This window comes from Nonomuraea sp. NPDC051191 (assembly GCF_044455665.1).
Taxonomy (GTDB): Bacteria; Actinomycetota; Actinomycetes; order Streptosporangiales; family Streptosporangiaceae; genus Nonomuraea.
On record NZ_JBITEZ010000002.1, the window covers coordinates 584,664 to 602,094 of the forward strand.

15 protein-coding genes and 3 tRNA genes are annotated in these 17,431 nt (G+C 72.5%); 8 read left to right on the top strand and 10 right to left on the bottom strand.

The window, feature by feature from the left end; translation table 11 throughout:
* Positions 1-126: 126 nt before the first annotated feature.
* The 3 genes from ACIA8R_RS07290 to ACIA8R_RS07300 form a co-directional block, all read right to left on the bottom strand.
* Positions 127-1,026 carry a D-alanyl-D-alanine carboxypeptidase family protein gene (locus ACIA8R_RS07290; RefSeq protein ID WP_397037096.1) on the bottom strand — a complete coding sequence of 300 codons (900 nt, stop codon included), beginning with the start codon at positions 1,024-1,026 and terminating at the stop codon, positions 127-129.
* A gap of 126 nt (positions 1,027-1,152) precedes the next feature.
* Entirely contained in the window at positions 1,153-2,331 is a 1,179-nt protein-coding gene (locus ACIA8R_RS07295) for a glycosyltransferase family 4 protein (protein ID WP_397037098.1), read from the bottom strand.
* A complete protein-coding gene (locus ACIA8R_RS07300) occupies positions 2,328-3,173 on the bottom strand; it encodes a sulfotransferase family protein (RefSeq protein ID WP_397037100.1) in 846 nt (281 codons plus the stop codon). Before ACIA8R_RS07300 ends, ACIA8R_RS07295 begins: the two co-directional genes overlap by 4 nt.
* Positions 3,174-3,375: 202 nt before the next feature.
* Between ACIA8R_RS07300 and ACIA8R_RS07305 the strand changes: the two genes are divergently transcribed.
* Positions 3,376-4,362, top strand: a complete 987-nt coding sequence (locus ACIA8R_RS07305; protein ID WP_357706761.1) for a LacI family DNA-binding transcriptional regulator — start codon at positions 3,376-3,378, stop codon at positions 4,360-4,362.
* Positions 4,363-4,401: 39 nt separating this feature from the next.
* Positions 4,402-4,992 (top strand): phosphatase PAP2 family protein, encoded by a 591-nt coding sequence (locus ACIA8R_RS07310; RefSeq protein WP_357706667.1) that lies wholly within the window; start codon positions 4,402-4,404, stop codon positions 4,990-4,992.
* Positions 4,993-5,020: 28 nt separating this feature from the next.
* Here ACIA8R_RS07310 and ACIA8R_RS07315 read toward each other — a convergent pair whose 3' ends face one another.
* Entirely contained in the window at positions 5,021-6,007 is a 987-nt protein-coding gene (locus tag ACIA8R_RS07315) for a LacI family DNA-binding transcriptional regulator (RefSeq protein WP_357706759.1), read from the bottom strand.
* Between the two features lie 245 nt (positions 6,008-6,252).
* Between ACIA8R_RS07315 and ACIA8R_RS07320 the strand changes: the two genes are divergently transcribed.
* The 5 genes from ACIA8R_RS07320 (at position 6,253) to ACIA8R_RS07340 (ending at position 13,614) form a co-directional block, all read left to right on the top strand.
* A complete protein-coding gene (locus ACIA8R_RS07320) occupies positions 6,253-8,454 on the top strand; it encodes an RICIN domain-containing protein (RefSeq protein WP_397037102.1) in 2,202 nt (733 codons plus the stop codon).
* Between the two features lie 78 nt (positions 8,455-8,532).
* Positions 8,533-9,849, top strand: a complete 1,317-nt coding sequence (locus tag ACIA8R_RS07325) for an ABC transporter substrate-binding protein (protein WP_397037104.1) — start codon at positions 8,533-8,535, stop codon at positions 9,847-9,849.
* Positions 9,849-10,769 carry a carbohydrate ABC transporter permease gene (locus ACIA8R_RS07330; protein WP_397037106.1) on the top strand — a complete coding sequence of 307 codons (921 nt, stop codon included), beginning with the start codon at positions 9,849-9,851 and terminating at the stop codon, positions 10,767-10,769. Before ACIA8R_RS07325 ends, ACIA8R_RS07330 begins: the two co-directional genes overlap by 1 nt.
* A gap of 11 nt (positions 10,770-10,780) precedes the next feature.
* Positions 10,781-11,620 (top strand): carbohydrate ABC transporter permease, encoded by an 840-nt coding sequence (locus tag ACIA8R_RS07335; protein WP_364096373.1) that lies wholly within the window; start codon positions 10,781-10,783, stop codon positions 11,618-11,620.
* On the top strand, positions 11,617-13,614 hold the full coding sequence (locus tag ACIA8R_RS07340; protein WP_397037108.1) for a DUF5107 domain-containing protein: 1,998 nt from the start codon (positions 11,617-11,619) through the stop codon (positions 13,612-13,614). The genes ACIA8R_RS07335 and ACIA8R_RS07340 overlap by 4 nt, the downstream gene beginning before the upstream one ends.
* Before the next feature lie 76 nt (positions 13,615-13,690).
* On the opposite strand, the gene ACIA8R_RS07345 is transcribed toward ACIA8R_RS07340, so the two are convergent.
* The 6 genes from ACIA8R_RS07345 to ACIA8R_RS07370 all read right to left on the bottom strand — a co-directional run bounded on the left by ACIA8R_RS07345 (position 13,691) and on the right by ACIA8R_RS07370 (position 16,240).
* The gene (locus tag ACIA8R_RS07345; RefSeq protein WP_364096379.1) at positions 13,691-14,437 is read right to left on the bottom strand and encodes a hypothetical protein; all 747 of its coding nucleotides are present in this window, start codon (positions 14,435-14,437) and stop codon (positions 13,691-13,693) included.
* Positions 14,438-14,521: 84 nt separating this feature from the next.
* Complete coding sequence (locus tag ACIA8R_RS07350) at positions 14,522-15,142, bottom strand: maleylpyruvate isomerase N-terminal domain-containing protein (protein ID WP_397037110.1); 621 nt, start codon at positions 15,140-15,142, stop codon at positions 14,522-14,524.
* 176 nt (positions 15,143-15,318) lie between these two features.
* Positions 15,319-15,393 (bottom strand) — tRNA-Val (locus tag ACIA8R_RS07355).
* Between the two features lies 1 nt (position 15,394).
* Positions 15,395-15,468 (bottom strand) — tRNA-Cys (locus ACIA8R_RS07360).
* 16 nt (positions 15,469-15,484) lie between these two features.
* Positions 15,485-15,556: transfer RNA gene (locus ACIA8R_RS07365), tRNA-Gly, on the bottom strand.
* A gap of 48 nt (positions 15,557-15,604) precedes the next feature.
* Positions 15,605-16,240, bottom strand: a complete 636-nt coding sequence (locus tag ACIA8R_RS07370) for an ACT domain-containing protein (RefSeq protein ID WP_364096385.1) — start codon at positions 16,238-16,240, stop codon at positions 15,605-15,607.
* 79 nt (positions 16,241-16,319) lie between these two features.
* On the opposite strand from ACIA8R_RS07370, the gene dusB reads away from it, so the two are divergent.
* Positions 16,320-17,429, top strand: coding sequence for a tRNA dihydrouridine synthase DusB (dusB, locus tag ACIA8R_RS07375; RefSeq protein ID WP_397037112.1), 1,110 nt, complete (start codon positions 16,320-16,322; stop codon positions 17,427-17,429).
* Positions 17,430-17,431: the final 2 nt, after the last annotated feature.

Consider the following 17,431-nt stretch of genomic DNA (forward strand, 5'->3'; position numbering starts at 1 on the left):
GCAAACTAACCCAACAGATCACGAGCGTCCATCATGCGGACACCGAGCGCGCGGCCGGGAGCCGGCGGCGATGCCTCAGGCGGCGGCGCGGGTTGGCGCCGGAAGGGGCCCCCGGGGGGCGATGCCTCAGGCGGCGGCGCGGGTGGGGGCCCAGGTGAGGAGGGCCTGGGCGGTGTCGAAGCGGCGGCTGGAGACCGACTCGCCCAGGATCACGCCCACCAGTCGTCGCCCGTCCCGCTCACCGGCGAACGCCAGGCTGTACCCCGCCGCCCGGGTGAACCCGGTCTTCAGCCCGATCGCGCCGGGCTCGGCGAGCAGGCGGTTGGTGTTGCGCCAGCCGTACGCGCCGTGCTCGTCCGTCGCGGCCACCTCGTGGTAGCGGGTCCCGGCGACCCCCTCGATCAGCGGCACCGAGAGCGCCTTGGCGGCCAGTACGGACTGGTCGCGGGCCGTGGACCAGCCGTCGCCGGCCGGGGTGGGCAGGCCGTCGGCGTTGACGTACCGGGTGTCGTTCATGCCGAGCGAGCGGGCGGTGTCGTTCATCCTGTCGACGAACCCCGGCACGCCGGGCCCGTACGTACGGGCCAGCGCGTGGGCGGCGTCGGCGCCCGAGGGCAGCATGAGCGCGTACAGCAGTTCGCCGACCGGGAGCCGGTCGCCCGGCCGCAGGTCGGCGGTGGTGCCGCCGCCGTCCTCGGCGTACTGCGCGTCCTGGGCGGTGATCTCCACCATGTCCGTGGGCTTGGCGGCCTGCAGCACCACGTACGCCGTCATCGTCTTGGTGAGGCTGGCGATCGGCATGCGGGTGTCGGCGGCCTTGCCGAACAGGGCGGCGCCGGACCTGGCGTCCATCAGGTAGGCGGCCCGGCCGTAGACGGCGGGCGCTTGGGCGCCGTCGACCACGGAGGCCGCGGCGACAGGACCGGTGACGGGAGCGGCGGTCTGGGCGTACGCAGGCACGCCGAACCCCGTGACCAGGGCGAAGGCGCCTGCGAACGCGGTGAGTCGAGCTTTCCGGTTACGCATGTACCCCAGGCTGCCGCCCGGTTTGGCATGCTCTTAACGATTTGCAGCTAAATCTGTGACCTAATCGTTAGAAACGCCGCCCCGGCCGCAGGATCCGTCGGGTAGATCTTCGCGGATCCAGGTAGATCAGCGGCCCGCCCAGAAGTTGCCCGCCGTCCGGTTCCCCTGCACCAGCCCCGAGAACAACTCCTCCCACATCGGCATCACCACCCCGGGCGCGTACGCCCGCGACGTCGCCGCCGCCGCCTCGCCCATCCGCACCCGCCGCTCCCGGTCGCCGATCACTTGGATCAGCGCCGCGGCCAGCCCGTCCACGTCCCTGGGCGGCACCAGGACGCCGTCCACGCCGTCGGTCAGCACGTCCCGCGGCCCCGTCGGACAGTCGAAGGCGACCACGGGCAGCGCGTGCGTCATCGCCTCGATCATGACCATGGGCAGGCCCTCGAAGCGGGAGCTGAGCGCGTACACCGACGCCTCGGCCAGCTCCTTCTCCAGCCGCTCGGTACGTCCGGGCAGCGTCACGTGATCGGCCAGCCCGTGCTGCGCGATCAGCCCGCTGAGCTGGCTGCGGCGCGGCCCGGTGCCGAACACGCGCAGCCGCCACTCCGGATGCACCCGTACGACCTGCGCGAACGCCTCGATGAGCAGGTCGAATCCCTTCTGCGGCACCAGCCGCCCGGCGGCCACCACGACCGGGTTGACCTGCCGGGACCGCTCCTGCTCCACGCGGTGGACGGCGTTCGGGATCACGACCACCGGCGTGTCCGGCAGCAGCCGCTGGTATTCGAGCTTGTTGGTCATGGTCAGCACGGTCACCGCGGCGAACCTGCCGTAATGGCGGGCGATCTCCCTGCGGATCGTGTCGGGATAGGCGGACAGGTTCATGTGCTCCTGCGCGATCCTGACGACGTCGGCGGGGGTGCGGCGGGCGGAGATCAGGTTCAGCGCGGGCCTGGTCGTCACCAGGACGCCGCCCGACAGGCCGGAGACGTAGTCCATCGCGGCGCGCTCCACCCGCTCGGTGAAGTAGTCGGCCGCGAACTCGCCGCGCGGCACGATCTTGCCGCGGATCCGCCGCCACGCCTTGCGGCCGACGGAGTCGGGCAGCCTGCCGTCGCGCTGGTCCACCAGCGTGGTGACGGTGATCCGGGGGTCGATCGCGAACTGCGGGGTGTCGCGCCGCCGTACCAGGCTGACCAGCTCGACGTCGTGCCCGGCCGCGGCCATCGCGTTCGCCTGGTTGACCACGGTGCGGATCGTGCCGCCCATGCCGTAGGCGTGCAGCATCAGGTAGCGGATCTTCACGTGAGGTACCCCCAGGTCCGGGAGATGGGCTTGAGGGGTTCGGGGATCAGGTCGGGGGAGGGCAGCTCGCGGGCGGGCTGGACGGTCCCGGTCCTGATCTTGTCCCGCCAGTCGCCGAGCCCCTTCTCCAGCACCCGCTGCTCGCCGTAGGAGAGCATCCGCGGCTCCCACTCCAGGCCGAGGAAGGCGCAGATCTCGCGGGTGACGCGCTCGGGCTCGGCGCTCAGCTCCTCGTACCTGACGGTCAGCCCCGGCAGTGCGGCCCTGGCCTTCTGCACGGCCTTCATGTACCGCAGGGCGTCGAGCGCGGCCTCCTCCGGGGTGCGCCGGTCCGGGCCGGCCTCGTGCCAGGACGTGGCGATCGAGGCCGGGTGGCGCAGCAGGAAGACGAACCGGGCGTCCGGCCAGCAGGCGGCGATGCGATGGTGGGCGAAGGCGTTGGCGGGGGTCTTGTCCACGACGTACCGCTTGCCGCTGCGGACCAGCTCGCGGTGGAGCACCCGGTCCCAGAGCAGGTGTTCCAGGTCGGCCTGGTTGTGCCCGAGCGCGCCCATCGCCTTGGCGGCCAGCGAGGTGTCGAACTGCACCCGCAGCCGGCGTACGTGCAGCTCGTGCGGGGCGTGCAGGTCGGGGTGGGCGTTGAGGATCGCGCGCAGGAGGGTGGAGCCGGAACGTACGGGGGACAGGACGAAGACGGGGGATTCGAGCAGCCGGTCGGTTAGCGGATCCGCGGGCGGTCTGATCTCGGGAGCGGGCGGGGGAGAAGGGGCGTTCCCCACTCGCTCGATCTGGAATCCGGTGAACCTGACCAGCGCATTGTTGACGTGCCGCTGCCAGTTCATGGCGAGGCAGACTACATACCGTTCCTGGCAGTTAGCTGGCAGTGTCAAGCCGCCGACCAGGCACGCCGGGGCTCACCGGACCACATACCGGGCCCGCTCAGGGCATCGGCGCGGGCGCACGATCTCGTCCCTGGCCTGTTAGCGTTACCGCTGACAGGAGGGAGCGGCGGTGAAAGCGAAGGGCGACAGGCCCGCGGTGCTCATGGACGTGGCCGTCCTCGCCGGGGTCTCTGCCATGACCGTCTCGCGCGTGCTCAACGCGCCCGACCGGGTCCGCGCGGAGACCAGGGCCCGCGTGATGGCCGCGGTGCGCGAGCTCGACTACCGGCCCAACCAGGCCGCCCGCCAGCTCGTCACCGGCAGGTCCGGCGTGCTCGGCGTGGTCAGCATCGACACCACCCTCTACGGCCCGGCCTCCACGCTCTACTGCATCGAGCAGGCCGCCAGGCGGGCCGGCTACAACGTCAGCATCGCCAGCCTGCCCTCGCTCAGCCGCAGGTCGATGGAGGAGGGCGTGCAGCGGTTACGCGCCCAGGCGGTCGACGGCGTGATCATCGTGGCCCCGCACGAGTCGGCCGCCGACGGCCTGCGTCACCTGCCGCCGGAGATGCCGGTGGTGGCCGTCGACGCGGGCGACGACATCCCCGTGCCGGTGGCCAAGGTCGACCAGCAGGCGGGGGCCAGGCGGGTCACCCGGCACCTGCTCAGCCTCGGCCACGAGACGGTCTGGCACGTCGCGGGCCCGGCCGACTGGCTCGACGCCAACGGCCGCATCGAGGGCTGGCGCGGCGTGCTGGAGGCCGCCGGCCGCCAGGCGCCCGACGTGCTGCGCGGCGACTGGAGCGCCCGATCGGGCTACCAGCTCGGCCGCCGCCTCGCCGAGAACCCCGACGTCACCGCCGTGTTCGTGGCCAACGACCAGATGGCGCTCGGTGTGCTGCGCGCGCTGCGCGAGGCCGGCCGGCGGGTGCCCGAGGACGTGAGCGTGGCCGGGTTCGACGACATCCCCGAGTCGGCCTACTTCTGGCCCCCGCTGACCACCGTGCGACAGGACTTCGGCGAGGTCGGCAGGCACGCCTTCCACCTGCTGCTCGACTTCATGGCCGGGCACGAGCCCGAGGCCCGGCGGCTGGTCGAGCCCGAGCTCGTGGTCAGGGAGAGCACGGGAGCCAGGCCGTCCCGGGCATGATCGGCGTGATCGGCGGGCAGGTGTAGGGCCGTCACGGAGGTGATCGGCTGGATGATGCTGCTCGAACGTCTCGACGCCTGGGACAAGCGGGCCTTCGACCGGGTCGCGCGCGCCGACCTGCCCGTGCTCGACGCCCTGCTCCCGCACCTGTCGTCGGCCGCCGACAACTCGGTCCTGTGGGGGCTGGTCGCGGGCGTGCTGATGCTGACGGGCCGGCCACGGTTGCAGCGGGCCGGCGTACGGGGGCTGCTGGCGATCTCGCTGGCCAGCCCGCTGACCAGCATGGTCGTCAAGCAGGCGATCCGCAGGCCGCGCCCGCTGACGGACCTCATCCCGGTGATCCGCCGCCGCCGGGTGCCGTCGTCGTCCTCGCTGCCCTCGGGGCACAGCGCGTCCGCGGTCGCCTTCGCGGTGGCGGTGGCCAGGGACGCGCCGCTCCCGGTCGCCGCCCCGGTCATGCTGCTGGCCGCCGCGGTGGCCGCCTCCCGCGTGTACGTGGGCGCCCACTACCCGGGCGACGTCCTCGCCGGGGTCGCCGTCGGGGCGGCGGCGGGCTGGAGCGTCCGGGGCTGCGGGCGCGGGGCCGGCCGGTGGGTCCGCCGCGCGCTCGCCGGGCAGGCCGCGCCGTAGCAGATGCCGGAGCAGGTGCCGGAGCAGGTCAGGCGGGGCCGCTGCTGGCCCTGACGATCAGGGTCGAGCGCAGCAGTTGCAGGGAGTTGACCGGCGGGCGGCCCTCGTCCAGCGCGCGCAGCAGCAGCTCGATGGCCTGCCTGGTCATCTCCCGGCTCGGGATGGCGACCGTGGTGAGGGCGGGGTGCGTCACGCGTACCTCGTCGATGTCGTCGTGGCCGACCACCGACAGGTCGCCCGGGACCGAGCGGCCGCCGAGGCGGGCCGCCTCCAGCGCGCCCAGCGCGAGGATGTCGTGGGTGCAGAAGACCGCGGTCACCTCCGGGACGGCGGTCAGGGCGGCGGTGGCGGCGGTGAAGCCGCCCATCGCCGTAGGCTCCGGCGCGGTGAAGACGGCCGAGGCGGGGACGTCGAGGCCGTCGCGGGCGAACGCGCGCCGGAACCCCTGCACGCGCAGGGCGTGCGGCGCGCTGCTCAGCACCGCGACGCGCTCGTGGCCCAGCTCGCGCAGATGCCGCCCGGCCAGGTAGCCGGCCTGCTCGTAGTCGATCGTGACCACCGGCAGGCTGTCGGGCACCTCGCTCTCCCACGCGCACAGCGCCACGGGGAAGCGCGCGCCGGCCAGCAGCGGCAGGTGCTCGGTGAGGCCGTTGTCGCCGGCGATCAGCAGGGCGTCGACCGAGCGGCTGGTCAGGCCGGTGATGTGCCGGCGGGCCCGCTCGCCGTCCAGGCGGGTGGTGCACAGCAGCAGGTGGTAGCCGTGCTCCTCCAGGACGTTCTCGGCCTCCTCGACCACGGCCGAGTAGAACGAGCTGGCCACCGTCGGCACGAACAGGCCGACGGTCATGGTGGTGCCGGTGGCCAGGGAGCGGGCCACCAGGTTGGGGGTGTAGCCGAGCTCGGCGATGGCCGCGCGCACCTTGGCCTCGGTCTCGGGGCGGACGCGTACGCGGCCGGTGACGACGTTGGACACGGTCTGCTTGGTGACCCCGGCCCGTTCGGCCACGTCCTGCATCGTGACCACCGCTGCCTCCAGAGGGTTTGACCGGTCCAACACGTCGCCCCGAAACGTAGCCGCCGAGCTTCGACGGAGTCAACCAGCGTGCTCATTACGTGCTGTTTGACCGGGCAAGAGAGCAAGAACGCGAAATCGGGCCTTGTTTGAGCGGTCAAATCTGGCGTATGGTCCGGCCACGCGGTTCTGGCTCGTGGTTCACCGGGGGCACGCCGGCGTGGCGTGCCCGACAGAAAGGAGCACCCGTGTCCCCCCATCGCAACGTGCTCACCGCCACCGCCGCGGCCCTGACGCTCGTGCTGGGCGGCGCCCTGCCCGCCCCGGCCGCGTCGGCCGCACCGCCCGACGCCTCCTACACCATCACCGTCGACTCCACCGGCCGCTACGCCCACCCCACCGACACCCCGGCGGCCACCTACATCGACAAGGACGGCACCTTCTACTTCCAGCAGTCGGCCGCCCTCTACGGCAGCTCCGACCCCCGCTACTGGGACTTCTTCACCGGCACGAACTTCGAGACCGCCACCCGCTCGGCCGCGATCAGCGACGCGGTCAACCCGGCCAACTCCGCCGACCGCAACAACGACACGACCTGGCGCTGCAACAACAGCCCGACCGGCGTCGAGGCGACCTCCGCCGGGGCCGGCTCGGGGTACGCCCACAAGAACTACTGCGACCTGGTCGGCGTCTGGGTGGACCCCGACACCGGCGACTGGTACGGCCTGGTCCACAACGAGTTCACCCCGCAACCCTTCGGCGACGGGCTGCACTACGACTCCCTCGACTACGCCGTCTCCCGGAACCAGGGCCGCGTGTGGACGATCCTCGGCCACGCGATCACCTCGCCGTACAGCACCAGGCGCAACGACGGCACGGCCTTCCCCAACCAGACCTACGACTACGGCGACGGCGACCCGCGCCTGTTCGCCGACCCGGTCTCCGGCTACTTCTACGTCTACTACGGCTCGCGGATCATCCCCAAGGGCGGCGTGGGCGGCGGCAACGGCGGCCTGGCCCACGTGGCGCGGGCGCCGATGTCGGCCAAGATGGCGACCGGCTCGTGGACCAAGTGGTACGACGGCTCCTGGTCGCAGCCCGGCGTGGGCGGCAAGGAGAGCAACATGGTGCCGGTCACCGCCGCCGACCCCCAGGGCTACACACCCGTGGGCGGCGACTACGACCCGGCCAACACCGGCACGGTCGACCAGCAGATCGCCGCCGGGAAACTGCCGCCGAAGTCCGACCTGTTCATCATGAACATCGCCTACGACGCCCACCTCGGCCTGTACGTCGGCGAGCCCGAGGTCGTCTCCGGACGTCAGCCCCAGCGCTTCTACGTCACCGACGACCTCTCGACGCAGAAATGGCGCCTGATCGGCGACTCCGGCGGCTACGTCTCCGGCTCCTGGTACCGCTGGTTCCTCGACCAGGTCAGCAAGACCGGCTCGACCGTCGTCGGCAGGACGTTCCGCTCGTACTGCTCGATCGAGTGCGCGACCTCCAGCGGCGAGTACGCGACCCTCACCATCTCCTCCACCGCGCCCGCTCCCGCCCCGGCGAACCCGGGCCGGACCTACCGGATCGGCAACGGCGCCGGCCGCGTGCTGGCCCAGGTCTCCGGCGGCGCGGCGACCACCTCCACCGCCGCCCCGACCGGCTCGGCCCTGGAGAGCTGGACGTTCACCTCCAACGGCGACGGCTCCTACCGGATCGCCAACGCCTCGACCGGCGGCCTGCTCGGCGTGGACGCGGCCACCGCCGCCGGCCGGGCGTGGGGGGCGAAGCCGGTCGTCACCGCGCCCGGCGCCGGCGGGCCCACCGCGGGCCAGCAGTGGTTCGCCGTGCCGAGCGGGAGCGGCCACCGGCTGGTCAACCGCTACAGCGGCCTCGCGCTCGGCCTGTCGGCGGAGGCGGCCCGGCCGGCCGAGACCACGCCCGTACGCCACTGGAGCGACACCTCGGGCGGGACGGTCGGCGGGCGGCGCACCGCGGCCGAGCAGACCCTGACGCTGACCGACACCGGCGCGGCGGGCGGCGACCTGAGCGGCGTCCACACCCTGACCGCCGCCGGCAAGGCCCTGGACGACCCCGACCACTCCACCACCCCGGGCACCCCGCTCATCACCTGGGCCCCCAACTCCGGCGCCAACCAGCGCTGGATCCTCACCCGCCAGTCCGACGGCTCCTACCAGATCGCCAACGACCTGTCGAAGCTCTGCGCGGACGTCGGCGGCGGCTCGACCGAGGCCGGCGCCAAGGTCATCCAGTGGACGTGCACCGGCGCCGCGAACCAGCGCTGGCAGGTCACCCCCGCCTCCGCGGGCGGCTACCGGATCGCCTCGCAGAAGAGCGGGCTGTCGCTCACCACGGCCTCCACCGCCGACGGCTCCCCCGTCACCCAGCAGGCCGACACCGGCTCGGCGCTGCAGCGCTGGACCGTCGGCTGACCTCCTCCGGCGGGCCTCCGTCCGGGGCCCGCCGGACCGACCACCCCCCGGAACTCACAGGACAGGCGGTGCGGCTCGATGAGCTCATCCCGACATCTCCCCTCCCGCAGGACGCTCGCCGGCCTCGCCGCCGGCGCGCTGGCCCTCGGCCTGCTCACCGCCTGCGGCGGCGGTTCCCCGGACGAGCCGGGCAAGGAGCTCGTCTACTGGTCGATGTGGAAGCAGGGCGAGCCCCAGCAGGTGGCCCTGCAGGCGGCGATCACCCGCTTCACGCGGGCCACCGGCATCAAGGTCAGCGTGGAGTGGGCCGGCCGCGACGTGGTCAAGCAGAAGCTGCCCGCCGCGCTCACCACGTCCAAGGTGCCGGACGTGGTCGACCAGTCCGACGACACGATCCGGCCGTTCATGGTCACTCCGGGCGTGGCCCGGAGCCTGGCCCAGGTGTACGAGGCCGACGTGCCCGGCGAGGCGGGCAAGAAGGTCAAGGACGTCATCCCGGCCAAGTACCTCCAGAGCCCTGCGCTGCGGCTGCCGGGCGGGGAGCCGTACATGGTGCCCTACAGCGTCGCCGGCATCGGCCTGTTCTACGACGCCGCCACCCTCACCGAGCCGCCGCCGAAGGACTGGAACGCGTTCCTGGCGCTGCTCGGCAGGCTCAAGGCCGCCGGGACGGCCCCGCTCACGGCCGACGGCGAGCAGTACTGGTCCGACTCCTACTGGATGAACTACTACCTGTACCGGACGATCGGCGCCGACGGCCTCAAGGCCATCGCCGAGGACCGGACCGGGCAGTCGTGGAAGAAGCCCGAGGTGCTGGCCGCCGCTCGGCAGATCGAGAAGTTCGCCAAGGAGGGCTACCTGCTCAAGGGGTACGACGCCGGCAAGTACCCCGAGCAGCAGAAGAACTGGGCCCAGGGCCGGGCCGCCTTCATGATCATGGGTTCCTGGCTGCCCAGCGAGGTCGGCTCGTACGCCAAGGCCGGGTTCAGGCCCGCCTCCATGCCCTTCCCCGAGGTCGGCGGCCCGGCCGAGGGCGAGGAGGTCGTGCAGTTCGGCTTCGCGATGCCCGTCAAGGCGAAGAACGTCGAGGCCGGCGAGCGGTTCATCGCCTACATGACGACCAAGACCTTCGCCGACGAGCTGGCCAGGACCGCCTCGGTGCTCTCGCCGCGCGAGGACGCGTACGTGCCCGAGGCCCTGGCCGGGGTGAAGAAGCAGCTCGACGGCGTGCCCGCCACGTATCCGTTCGCGTCCGGGCTGAGCGTGCCGGGCTGGACCGACAAGGTCTACTACCCGACGGTGGGCGAGCTGTTCAACGGCAAGCTCACCGCGCAGGGGTTCGTGGACAAGATCACCGCCGTCCAGGCCGCCTTCTGGAAGAACCAGGGCGACTGATGGCGCTCGCACCCGAGCCGCGGCCCGGCCCCGCCGGACGGGCCCGGCAGCGGGCCTTCGTCCCCATGGTCGCCCCGGCACTCGCGCTGCTGACCGTCTTCGTCCTGGGACCGGCCTGCTACGCGGTGTGGATCAGCCTCCAGCAGACCGCCGGGTACGGCGAGTCACGCTTCGTCGGGCTGCGCAACTACGCCCGCCTGCTGGGCGACCCGGTCTTCCACACCGCGCTGCTCAACACCCTGAAGCTGCTGGTCATCGGCGGCGGCGTGACGTTCGTGACCGGCTTCGCGCTCACGATGGTGCTCAGGGAGATGCGCGGGCGGCTGGTCGCGCGCAACATCCTGTTCTTCCCCAACATCGTCAGCGCGCTGGTCCCGGCGATCGTGGCGGGCTTCCTGTTCAACCCCGACGGGCTGGTCAACACCGTCCTGAGGGGCGTGTTCGGGGTGAGCGACCCGCCCAAGTGGCTGGCCGTGGACAACACGTTCACGCTCATCCTGATCGTGGCGATCTGGGCCGCGGTCGGGTACTACACCACGATCATCATGGCCGCCGTCGACCGCATCCCCGCCTACTTCTACGAGGACTGCGCGCTTCTCGGGGCCACGTCCTGGCAGCGGCTGCGGCACGTCACGATCCCGCTGAGCTGGGACGTCTTCAGCGTCTGCGCGCTGCTGTGGACCATCAGCTCGATCAAGGTGTTCGAGCTGGTGCTGGTGTTCGGCGGCGGCACCGCGGGCACCCCGCCGAGCAGCACCTGGACCGTCGCCCTCTACAGCTACGCGGCCACGTACGGTGGCTCGGGCTCGCCGCCCGAGCTGGGGATGACCGCCGCCAGCGCGCTGGTCAGCCTGCTGATCGCGGCGGCCGTGGTGCTGCTGCTGCGGCGGGCGCTCGACCGTGAAGCCGTCCGGTTCTGAGAGGGCAGACCATGAGACCGACCCTGAGACTGACGGGGCTCGCGCCCGTGCGAATGGCCGTGTGGGCGGTCGTCGCCGCCGACGTGGCGCTGCTGGCCTGGGTGCTGATCACCTCGCTGAAGAGCACCCGCGAGGTGTTCGACCATCCGTGGCGGCTGCCGATGCCGCCGACGCCGGACAACTACCTGACCGCGCTGGAGGTCGGGAACTTCGGCCGGGCCGCGGTCAACAGCGCGGTCGTGGGCGTGCTGTCCTCGCTGCTGGCCGTGGCGGTCGCGGCGCCGGCCGCCTACGCGCTGACCCGGACGACGAACCGCGCCGGACGGCCGCTCACGCTGCTGTTCGCGCTGGGGACCGGCGTGCCCACGCAGGTCATCCTGCTGCCGATCTTCCTCATGCTGAGCAGCCTGGAGCTCACCTCCACCCTGACCGGCCTCACCCTGGCCTACGTCGGCACCGCCATGCCGTTCACCGTCTTCCTGCTGACCGGCTTCTTCCGGTCGCTGCCCGGCGAGCTGGAGGAGGCCGCCGCGCTGGACGGCGCCGGGGTGTGGCGGACCTTCCTGCGCATCGTGGTCCCGGTCGCCCGGCCGGGGCTGGTCACCGTCTTCGTGCTGCAGCTCATCGTGTCCTGGAACGAGACGATGCTCGCCCTGGTGCTGATGCAGGATGACGAGAAGGAGACGCTGCCGGTGGCCTTGATCGGCTTCGCCCAGCAGCAGCAGTACACCGGCACCAACTGGGGCGGCATGTTCGCCGGCGTCTGCGTGGTCGTGCTGCCCATGGTGGTGCTCTTCGCCTGGGTCGGACGCCGCGTCACCGAAGGCATGACCTTGGGAATGGGGAAATGACGACAACCGTCCGCCGGACCACGATCACCCTGCCGGTCGCGCTGCCCGGCCCGGACAACCCGCTGCCGCCCCTCGGCGACGCCGCCGGGCACGCCGTCACGGTCGCCGGCGCGCCGCCCGACATGGCCTTCCAGCTCTCCTACGGCAGGCTCGCCTCCGTGCTGCCCTGCCGTACGCAGGACGGCTACGACCGGGCGCGCCGGCCCCGCCGGGTCGAGGCGATCCAGCTCGCCAACGACCGGCTGACCGCGACCGTGCTGCCCGGCTGGGGCGGACGGCTGTACTCGCTGGTCCATCGCGACCACGGCGAGCTGCTCTACCGGAACCCGGTGCTGCAACCGGCCAACTTCGGGCTGACCGGCGCCTGGTTCTCCGGCGGCGTCGAGTGGAACTCCGGCTCGACCGGCCACACCACCCTGACCTGCCGTCCGGTCTTCGCCGGGGAGGCCGAGGGGCCCGACGGCACGCCGATGCTGCGCGTGTGGGAGTGGGAGCGCACCCGGGACCTGCCGTACCAGGTCGACTTCTGGCTGCCGCGCGGGTCGGACTTCCTCTACGTGGGCGTCCGCATGCGCAACCCGCACGGGCACGAGGTGCCGGCGTACTGGTGGTCGAACATCGCCGTCCCCGAGACCGGGCGGACCCGCGTGCTCGCCCCGGCCGCCACGGCCTGGCACTTCGGCTACACCGAGCGGCTCGAACAGGTGCCCTTCCCGGCCTGGGACGGCCTGGACCGCAGCTACCCGGCCCGCGCCGGCCACGCCGCCGACTACTTCTTCGAGCTCGGCGACCGCCGTCCCTGGATCGCCGCGCTCGACGGCTCCGGCGCGGGCCTGGTGCAGACGTCCACCGGGCTGCTGCGCGGGCGCAAGCTCTTCCTGTGGGGACGCGGGCGGGGCGGGCGTCGCTGGCAGGAATGGCTCACCGAGCCCGGCACGGGCGGTTACCTGGAGATCCAGGCGGGGCTGGCCCGTACCCAGCTCGAACACGTGCCGCTGCCGGGCGGGGGCGAGTTCTCGTGGCTGGAGGCGTACGGGCCGCTGCGCGCCGACCCCGAGGCCGTGCACGGCCCGGACTGGGCGGCGGCGGTGCGCGCGGCGGAGGCGGAGCTGGCGGCCCGGCTGCCGGCCGCCGAGGTGACCGCCGCCTGGCACAAGTGGCGGCCGCACGCCGACCAGGAGCCCACCCGGATCCTGGCGGAGGGCTCCGGCTGGGGCGCCCTGGAAACGCTGCGCACCGGCGTGCGCACGCCCGGCATCCCCTTCCCCGAATCCGCCCTCGGCCCCGCGCAGTCCCCCTGGCAGACCCTCCTCACCACCGGCGCCTTTCCCGAACCTCCTCGCACCGACGTGGCGGCGGACCCCGGGCACAGCCTGGTGTCCGGGCCGTGGCGGCGGCTGCTGGAGCAGGCGCCGGAGACCTGGGTGACGGCCTACCACCTGGGCGTGGCCGCCTGGCACGCGCGGGACCGCGAGGAGGCCGTACGAGCGTGGCGGCGCTCCGCCGAGCTGCGCCCCAACCCCTGGGCGACCCGCTGCCTGGCCCACGCCACCCCGGACCCGGACGACCGCGCCACCCTCCACCTCACCGCCCTCCACCAGGCACACCCCGCCCCGGAGGCTCCGGACACCGCAGCCCGGCCGCCCGCGCCGGAGAGTGTGGACGCCGACGCCCGGCCGCCCGTGCCGGAGGTCGCCGTTCTGAGGCGGGCCCTGGCGGTGGAGGCCGCCGTCGCCCTGCTGGACGCCGGCAGGCACGCGGAGTGCCTGGCCGTCCTGGACACCCTGCCCCCGACCGGCCGGATCGTCCTGCTGCGCGCCCGGGCCCTGCTCGCGGCCGGGGACCGGGACGGCGCCCGCGCGCTGTTCGACGCCGGCTTCGACGTCGACGACCTGCGCGAAGGAGAGCCCGCCCTGCACGACACCTGGTCACGCCTGACCACCGGCCCGCTGCCCGAGCGCTACGACTTCCGCATGCACCCGGACGACCTCTGAGCCGTCCCTCACGAAGACCCGCACGGGTACGGACGCCGGACCTCCGTACCCGTGCGCCACAGCGCCTGGAGGGCGGTCACTCGCCGCTGTCGGAGGTCACCTTCTCGGAGTCCGGCGCCTTGATGGACACCTTGGCGCCCCACCCGGTGAAGCGGCTGTCGATCGTGATCGTCCCGCCCTCGAACTGGTTGGTGTCGAAGATCCCCGTGGCCGCGTACGACGACTTCACCCTGCTCACCAGCCCGGCGGAGGTCAGCGTGAGCGTGTAGGAGACCTTCGTGTCGTCGTGCATGCGCAGCGGGATCGAGGCGTCGAACCAGCGCGACACCTTCGCCAGCTCCTTGAAGGTGATCTTCCCGGTGAGCGTGCTCCCGCGCAGGGCGCCCTTCTTGACCAGCGCCGCCAGCGTCGTGGGCTCGACGGGGTTGATCACCTGCCCGAAGAAGCCGCTGCCGCCGCCGAGCAGGCCGTTGCCCTTGAGCCAGGACTTGCCCTCGGGCAGGCGCTCGGCGTACATGCCGCCCGAGGTGTAGCTGACCTTGCCGATGCTGATCGTCCGCTCGCGGGGACGGCCCACAGGGACGGCGGAGATGTCGGAGGCCGCCACGCCCTTGGCGTTGAACTGGAAGGTCCCCTTGCGGCTCTGGATCTTGGCCTTCTTCTCGCCCGAGAGCATGGTCGTCTCGGTGAACCGCACGCCGTGCCCGGTGGCGAGCTTGGCCTTGAGAGCGCGTACGGGGTCCTTGGGGGCGGCCTGGGCGGGCACGGTCGCCGTCAGCACACAGGCGCAGGCCGCCAGGGCGGCGATCATCGTCTTCTTCACGAGCAGCGATCATGCCGCGCGCCGGTCACGGCCGGAGCACGGCCGCCTCACACAAGGGCCGATACCACGCCCCCCGGACGTCGCTCACCCCAGCAGCGGGAACCGCTCGTCGGCCGACGGCACCCGTCCGGTGGCCTCCAGCACGTACGCGGGCAGGTCCAGATGGGACGGGCGATCCGCGCCCAGCAGCCCGTCGAGGGTCTCGCCCGCCAGCTCCAGCGCCTCCCGGGCCGGCGGCCGTCCGGCCTGGAGGTCCAGGTGGTGGACGGCGGCCTCGGTGGCCAGGGTCGCCAGGAAGTCGGGCACGGCGATCACGTGCCCCTGCGTGGCGACGTGCCCGGCGGGGTCGGCCGCGAGCGCGGCCCGCACCGCGGCGGGGGCGGTGTCCGCCCACACCCGCAGCACCCCGGAGGGCCGTGCGAAGGCGGAGGCGGATCTGCGTACCCACCAGGCGTGGGCGTCCGCGCCCTCGGCGGCGGGCTGGAAGGAGCTCCAATAGGTGACGTGGTCCACGTCGGGCGGCCCGTCCGCGGGGGTGGCGAACGCGACGAGGGCCCGCTGGGCGTCGCACAGCACATGGAAGAGCAGGTCGACCCCGGCCCATCCGGCGCACCTGGTGGGCCTGAGCAGGTCCGACTCGTTCACCGCGACCGTGAGCTCGCGGTAGGCGGCGGCGAAGGCCGCGCGGGCACGTTCGATGTCCATGGGGACGTTCCTTCCCCCGGCCCGCCCCTTACGCCCCGACGGGCGGCCCCGCTGGTACGGGCGCCCCGGAGGCCCGCCCGCCACTCCGCGGGCGTCAGGTGTCCACCTGAAGCACGAATCGGGGAGCGGACAGCGAAAAGGCCAGAACCCGATCTTCCGAGTCTGGCCTTGGAGCGTGGTGGACGATACTGGGATTGAACCAGTGACCTCTTCCGTGTCAGGGAAGCGCTCTCCCGCTGAGCTAATCGTCCTTGGAGGTGGAGACGGGATTTGAACCCGTGTGGACGGCTTTGCAGGCCGCTGCCTCGCCTCTCGGCCACTCCACCGAGTCGAACCACTCCGAGCGGAAGACGGGATTCGAACCCGCGACCCTCACCTTGGCAAGGTGATGCTCTACCACTGAGCCACTTCCGCGCTGTTGCGTGCCTAACTCTAGCGCCTTTTCAGACCAGATGCCTCCCGCTATTTGCGGAGCTGGCGGGCGACGCTGCGTTCGGTGGCCGGCAGGCTCAGGAAGATCTCCAGGATCCGGGTGAGCCGGTGGACCTCGATGCGGTGGAAGGCCGGGCCCTCGGAGCGGGCCAGCAGGAGGGTGAGGGCGAGCGGCGGCAGCGGGGCGTGGATGGCGTGCGCGCCGCCGTCCAGCGTGAGGGCCGCCGGGCGTGGCGGGGCCGGGCTGGGGACGGCCAGGCCCTGCGGGGCGCGCCAGCTCGCGTAGACCACGCCGTGGTCGGCGGCCGTGGCGGCCCAGTCGGCGCTGAACAGCACGGGCAGCGAGTCGACGAGCGTGGTCAGCGCGCGGTCGCCGGCCAGGGTGATGTACTTGAGGATCTCCAGCTCGGGATAGGTGCCGGCGGTCTCACGAGTGGGCCAGATGCCCGCCACATGGACGTCCTCGACGCTCTCCAGGCTCTTGACCAGCACCTCCCGCGGGGTGCTCTCGGGGCAGAAGACGGTGATGTCGTCGACCGCCGTGCCGGCGCCCCGGTCGAGGACGGTGACCTGGGTGATGTCGGCCCCCGCCGTGCCCAGGGCCTTGGTGACCTGGGCCAGAGATCCTGGACGGTCGGGCAGCGCCACGCGCACGCGAAGAAGCATCGATCCCTCCCTGGGATACCGGTCCACAGCCTATCCGGCGAATACCGCTTCCGGCCTGAGCTGCGCTACAACTGACGGAGTGAAGATTGGGCCGATTGGGGTATGGCCGCCCGTGGTGCTCGCACCCATGGCGGGCATCACGAACGCGGCGTTCCGGGTGTTGTGCCGGGAGCAGGGCGCCGGGCTGTTCGTGTGCGAGATGATCACGACGCGGGCGCTGGTCGAGCGCAATCCCAAGACGTTCAGGATGATCAGGTTCGCCGAGTCCGAGCGGCCCAGGAGCCTCCAGCTCTACGGGGTCGATCCCGACGTGGTCGGGCGGGCGGTCAGGATGATCGCCGAGGAGGACCTCGCCGACCACGTCGACCTCAACTTCGGCTGCCCGGTGCCCAAGGTGACCAGGCGCGGGGGCGGGTCGGCGCTGCCGTACAAGAGGAACCTGCTGCGGCGGATCCTGCGGGCCGCCGTGGCGAACGCGGGGCCGCTGCCGGTGACGATGAAGATGCGCAAGGGCATCGACGACGACCACCTGACCTACCTCGACGCGGGCCGCATCGCGGTCGAGGAGGGCGTGGCGGCGATCGCGCTGCACGCGCGGACCGCCAGGCAGCACTACGGCGGCGTGGCCGACTGGGAGGCGATCGCGCGCCTGAAGGAGGCCGTGCCCGAGATCCCGGTGCTGGGCAACGGCGACATCTGGTCCGCCGACGACGCGTTGCGCATGGTGGCGCGCACCGGGTGCGACGGCGTGGTGGTCGGGCGTGGGTGCCTCGGGCGTCCGTGGCTGTTCAAGGATCTGGAGAACGCCTTCAACGGCAGCCCCGAGCGGGTCAGGCCGACGCTCGGCGAGGTGGCCGGGATGATGGAGCGCCACGCGGCCGGCCTCACCGAGTGCTTCGACATCGAGCGGTACGCGATCGCCGACTTCCGCAAGCACGTCGGCTGGTATCTGAAGGGGTTCGAGGTCGGGAGCGCGCTGCGGCGGGAGCTGGCCACGGCCGAGTCGCTCGACGGGCTCCGGGAGGGGCTGGCCGGGCTGGACCACGACCAGCCGTGGCCGCCGAACACCGACACGCCCCGGGGGAAGTCGGGCGAGCGTCAGAAGGTGCAACTGCCTGACGGGTGGCTCGACGATCCGTGGGACTGCGTGGTCCCGGACGAGGCGGAGTCCGACATATCCGGCGGCTGACG

Bases quoted from the DNA above. Each gene is read 5' to 3' on its own strand.
- ACIA8R_RS07290 (WP_397037096.1), bottom strand. From the start codon at position 1,026: ATGCGTAACCGGAAAGCTCGACTCACCGCGTTCGCAGGCGCCTTCGCC.
- ACIA8R_RS07300 (WP_397037100.1), bottom strand. From the start codon at position 3,173: ATGAACTGGCAGCGGCACGTCAACAATGCGCTGGTCAGGTTCACCGGA.
- ACIA8R_RS07340 (WP_397037108.1), top strand. From the start codon at position 11,617: ATGACGACAACCGTCCGCCGGACCACGATCACCCTGCCGGTCGCGCTG.
- ACIA8R_RS07330 (WP_397037106.1), top strand. From the start codon at position 9,849: ATGGCGCTCGCACCCGAGCCGCGGCCCGGCCCCGCCGGACGGGCCCGG.
- ACIA8R_RS07335 (WP_364096373.1), top strand. From the start codon at position 10,781: ATGAGACCGACCCTGAGACTGACGGGGCTCGCGCCCGTGCGAATGGCC.
- ACIA8R_RS07315 (WP_357706759.1), bottom strand. From the start codon at position 6,007: ATGCAGGACGTGGCCGAACGGGCCGGGGTCACCAAGCAGACCGTGTCC.
- ACIA8R_RS07325 (WP_397037104.1), top strand. From the start codon at position 8,533: ATGAGCTCATCCCGACATCTCCCCTCCCGCAGGACGCTCGCCGGCCTC.
- ACIA8R_RS07305 (WP_357706761.1), top strand. From the start codon at position 3,376: ATGGACGTGGCCGTCCTCGCCGGGGTCTCTGCCATGACCGTCTCGCGC.
- ACIA8R_RS07350 (WP_397037110.1), bottom strand. From the start codon at position 15,142: ATGGACATCGAACGTGCCCGCGCGGCCTTCGCCGCCGCCTACCGCGAG.
- ACIA8R_RS07370 (WP_364096385.1), bottom strand. From the start codon at position 16,240: ATGCTTCTTCGCGTGCGCGTGGCGCTGCCCGACCGTCCAGGATCTCTG.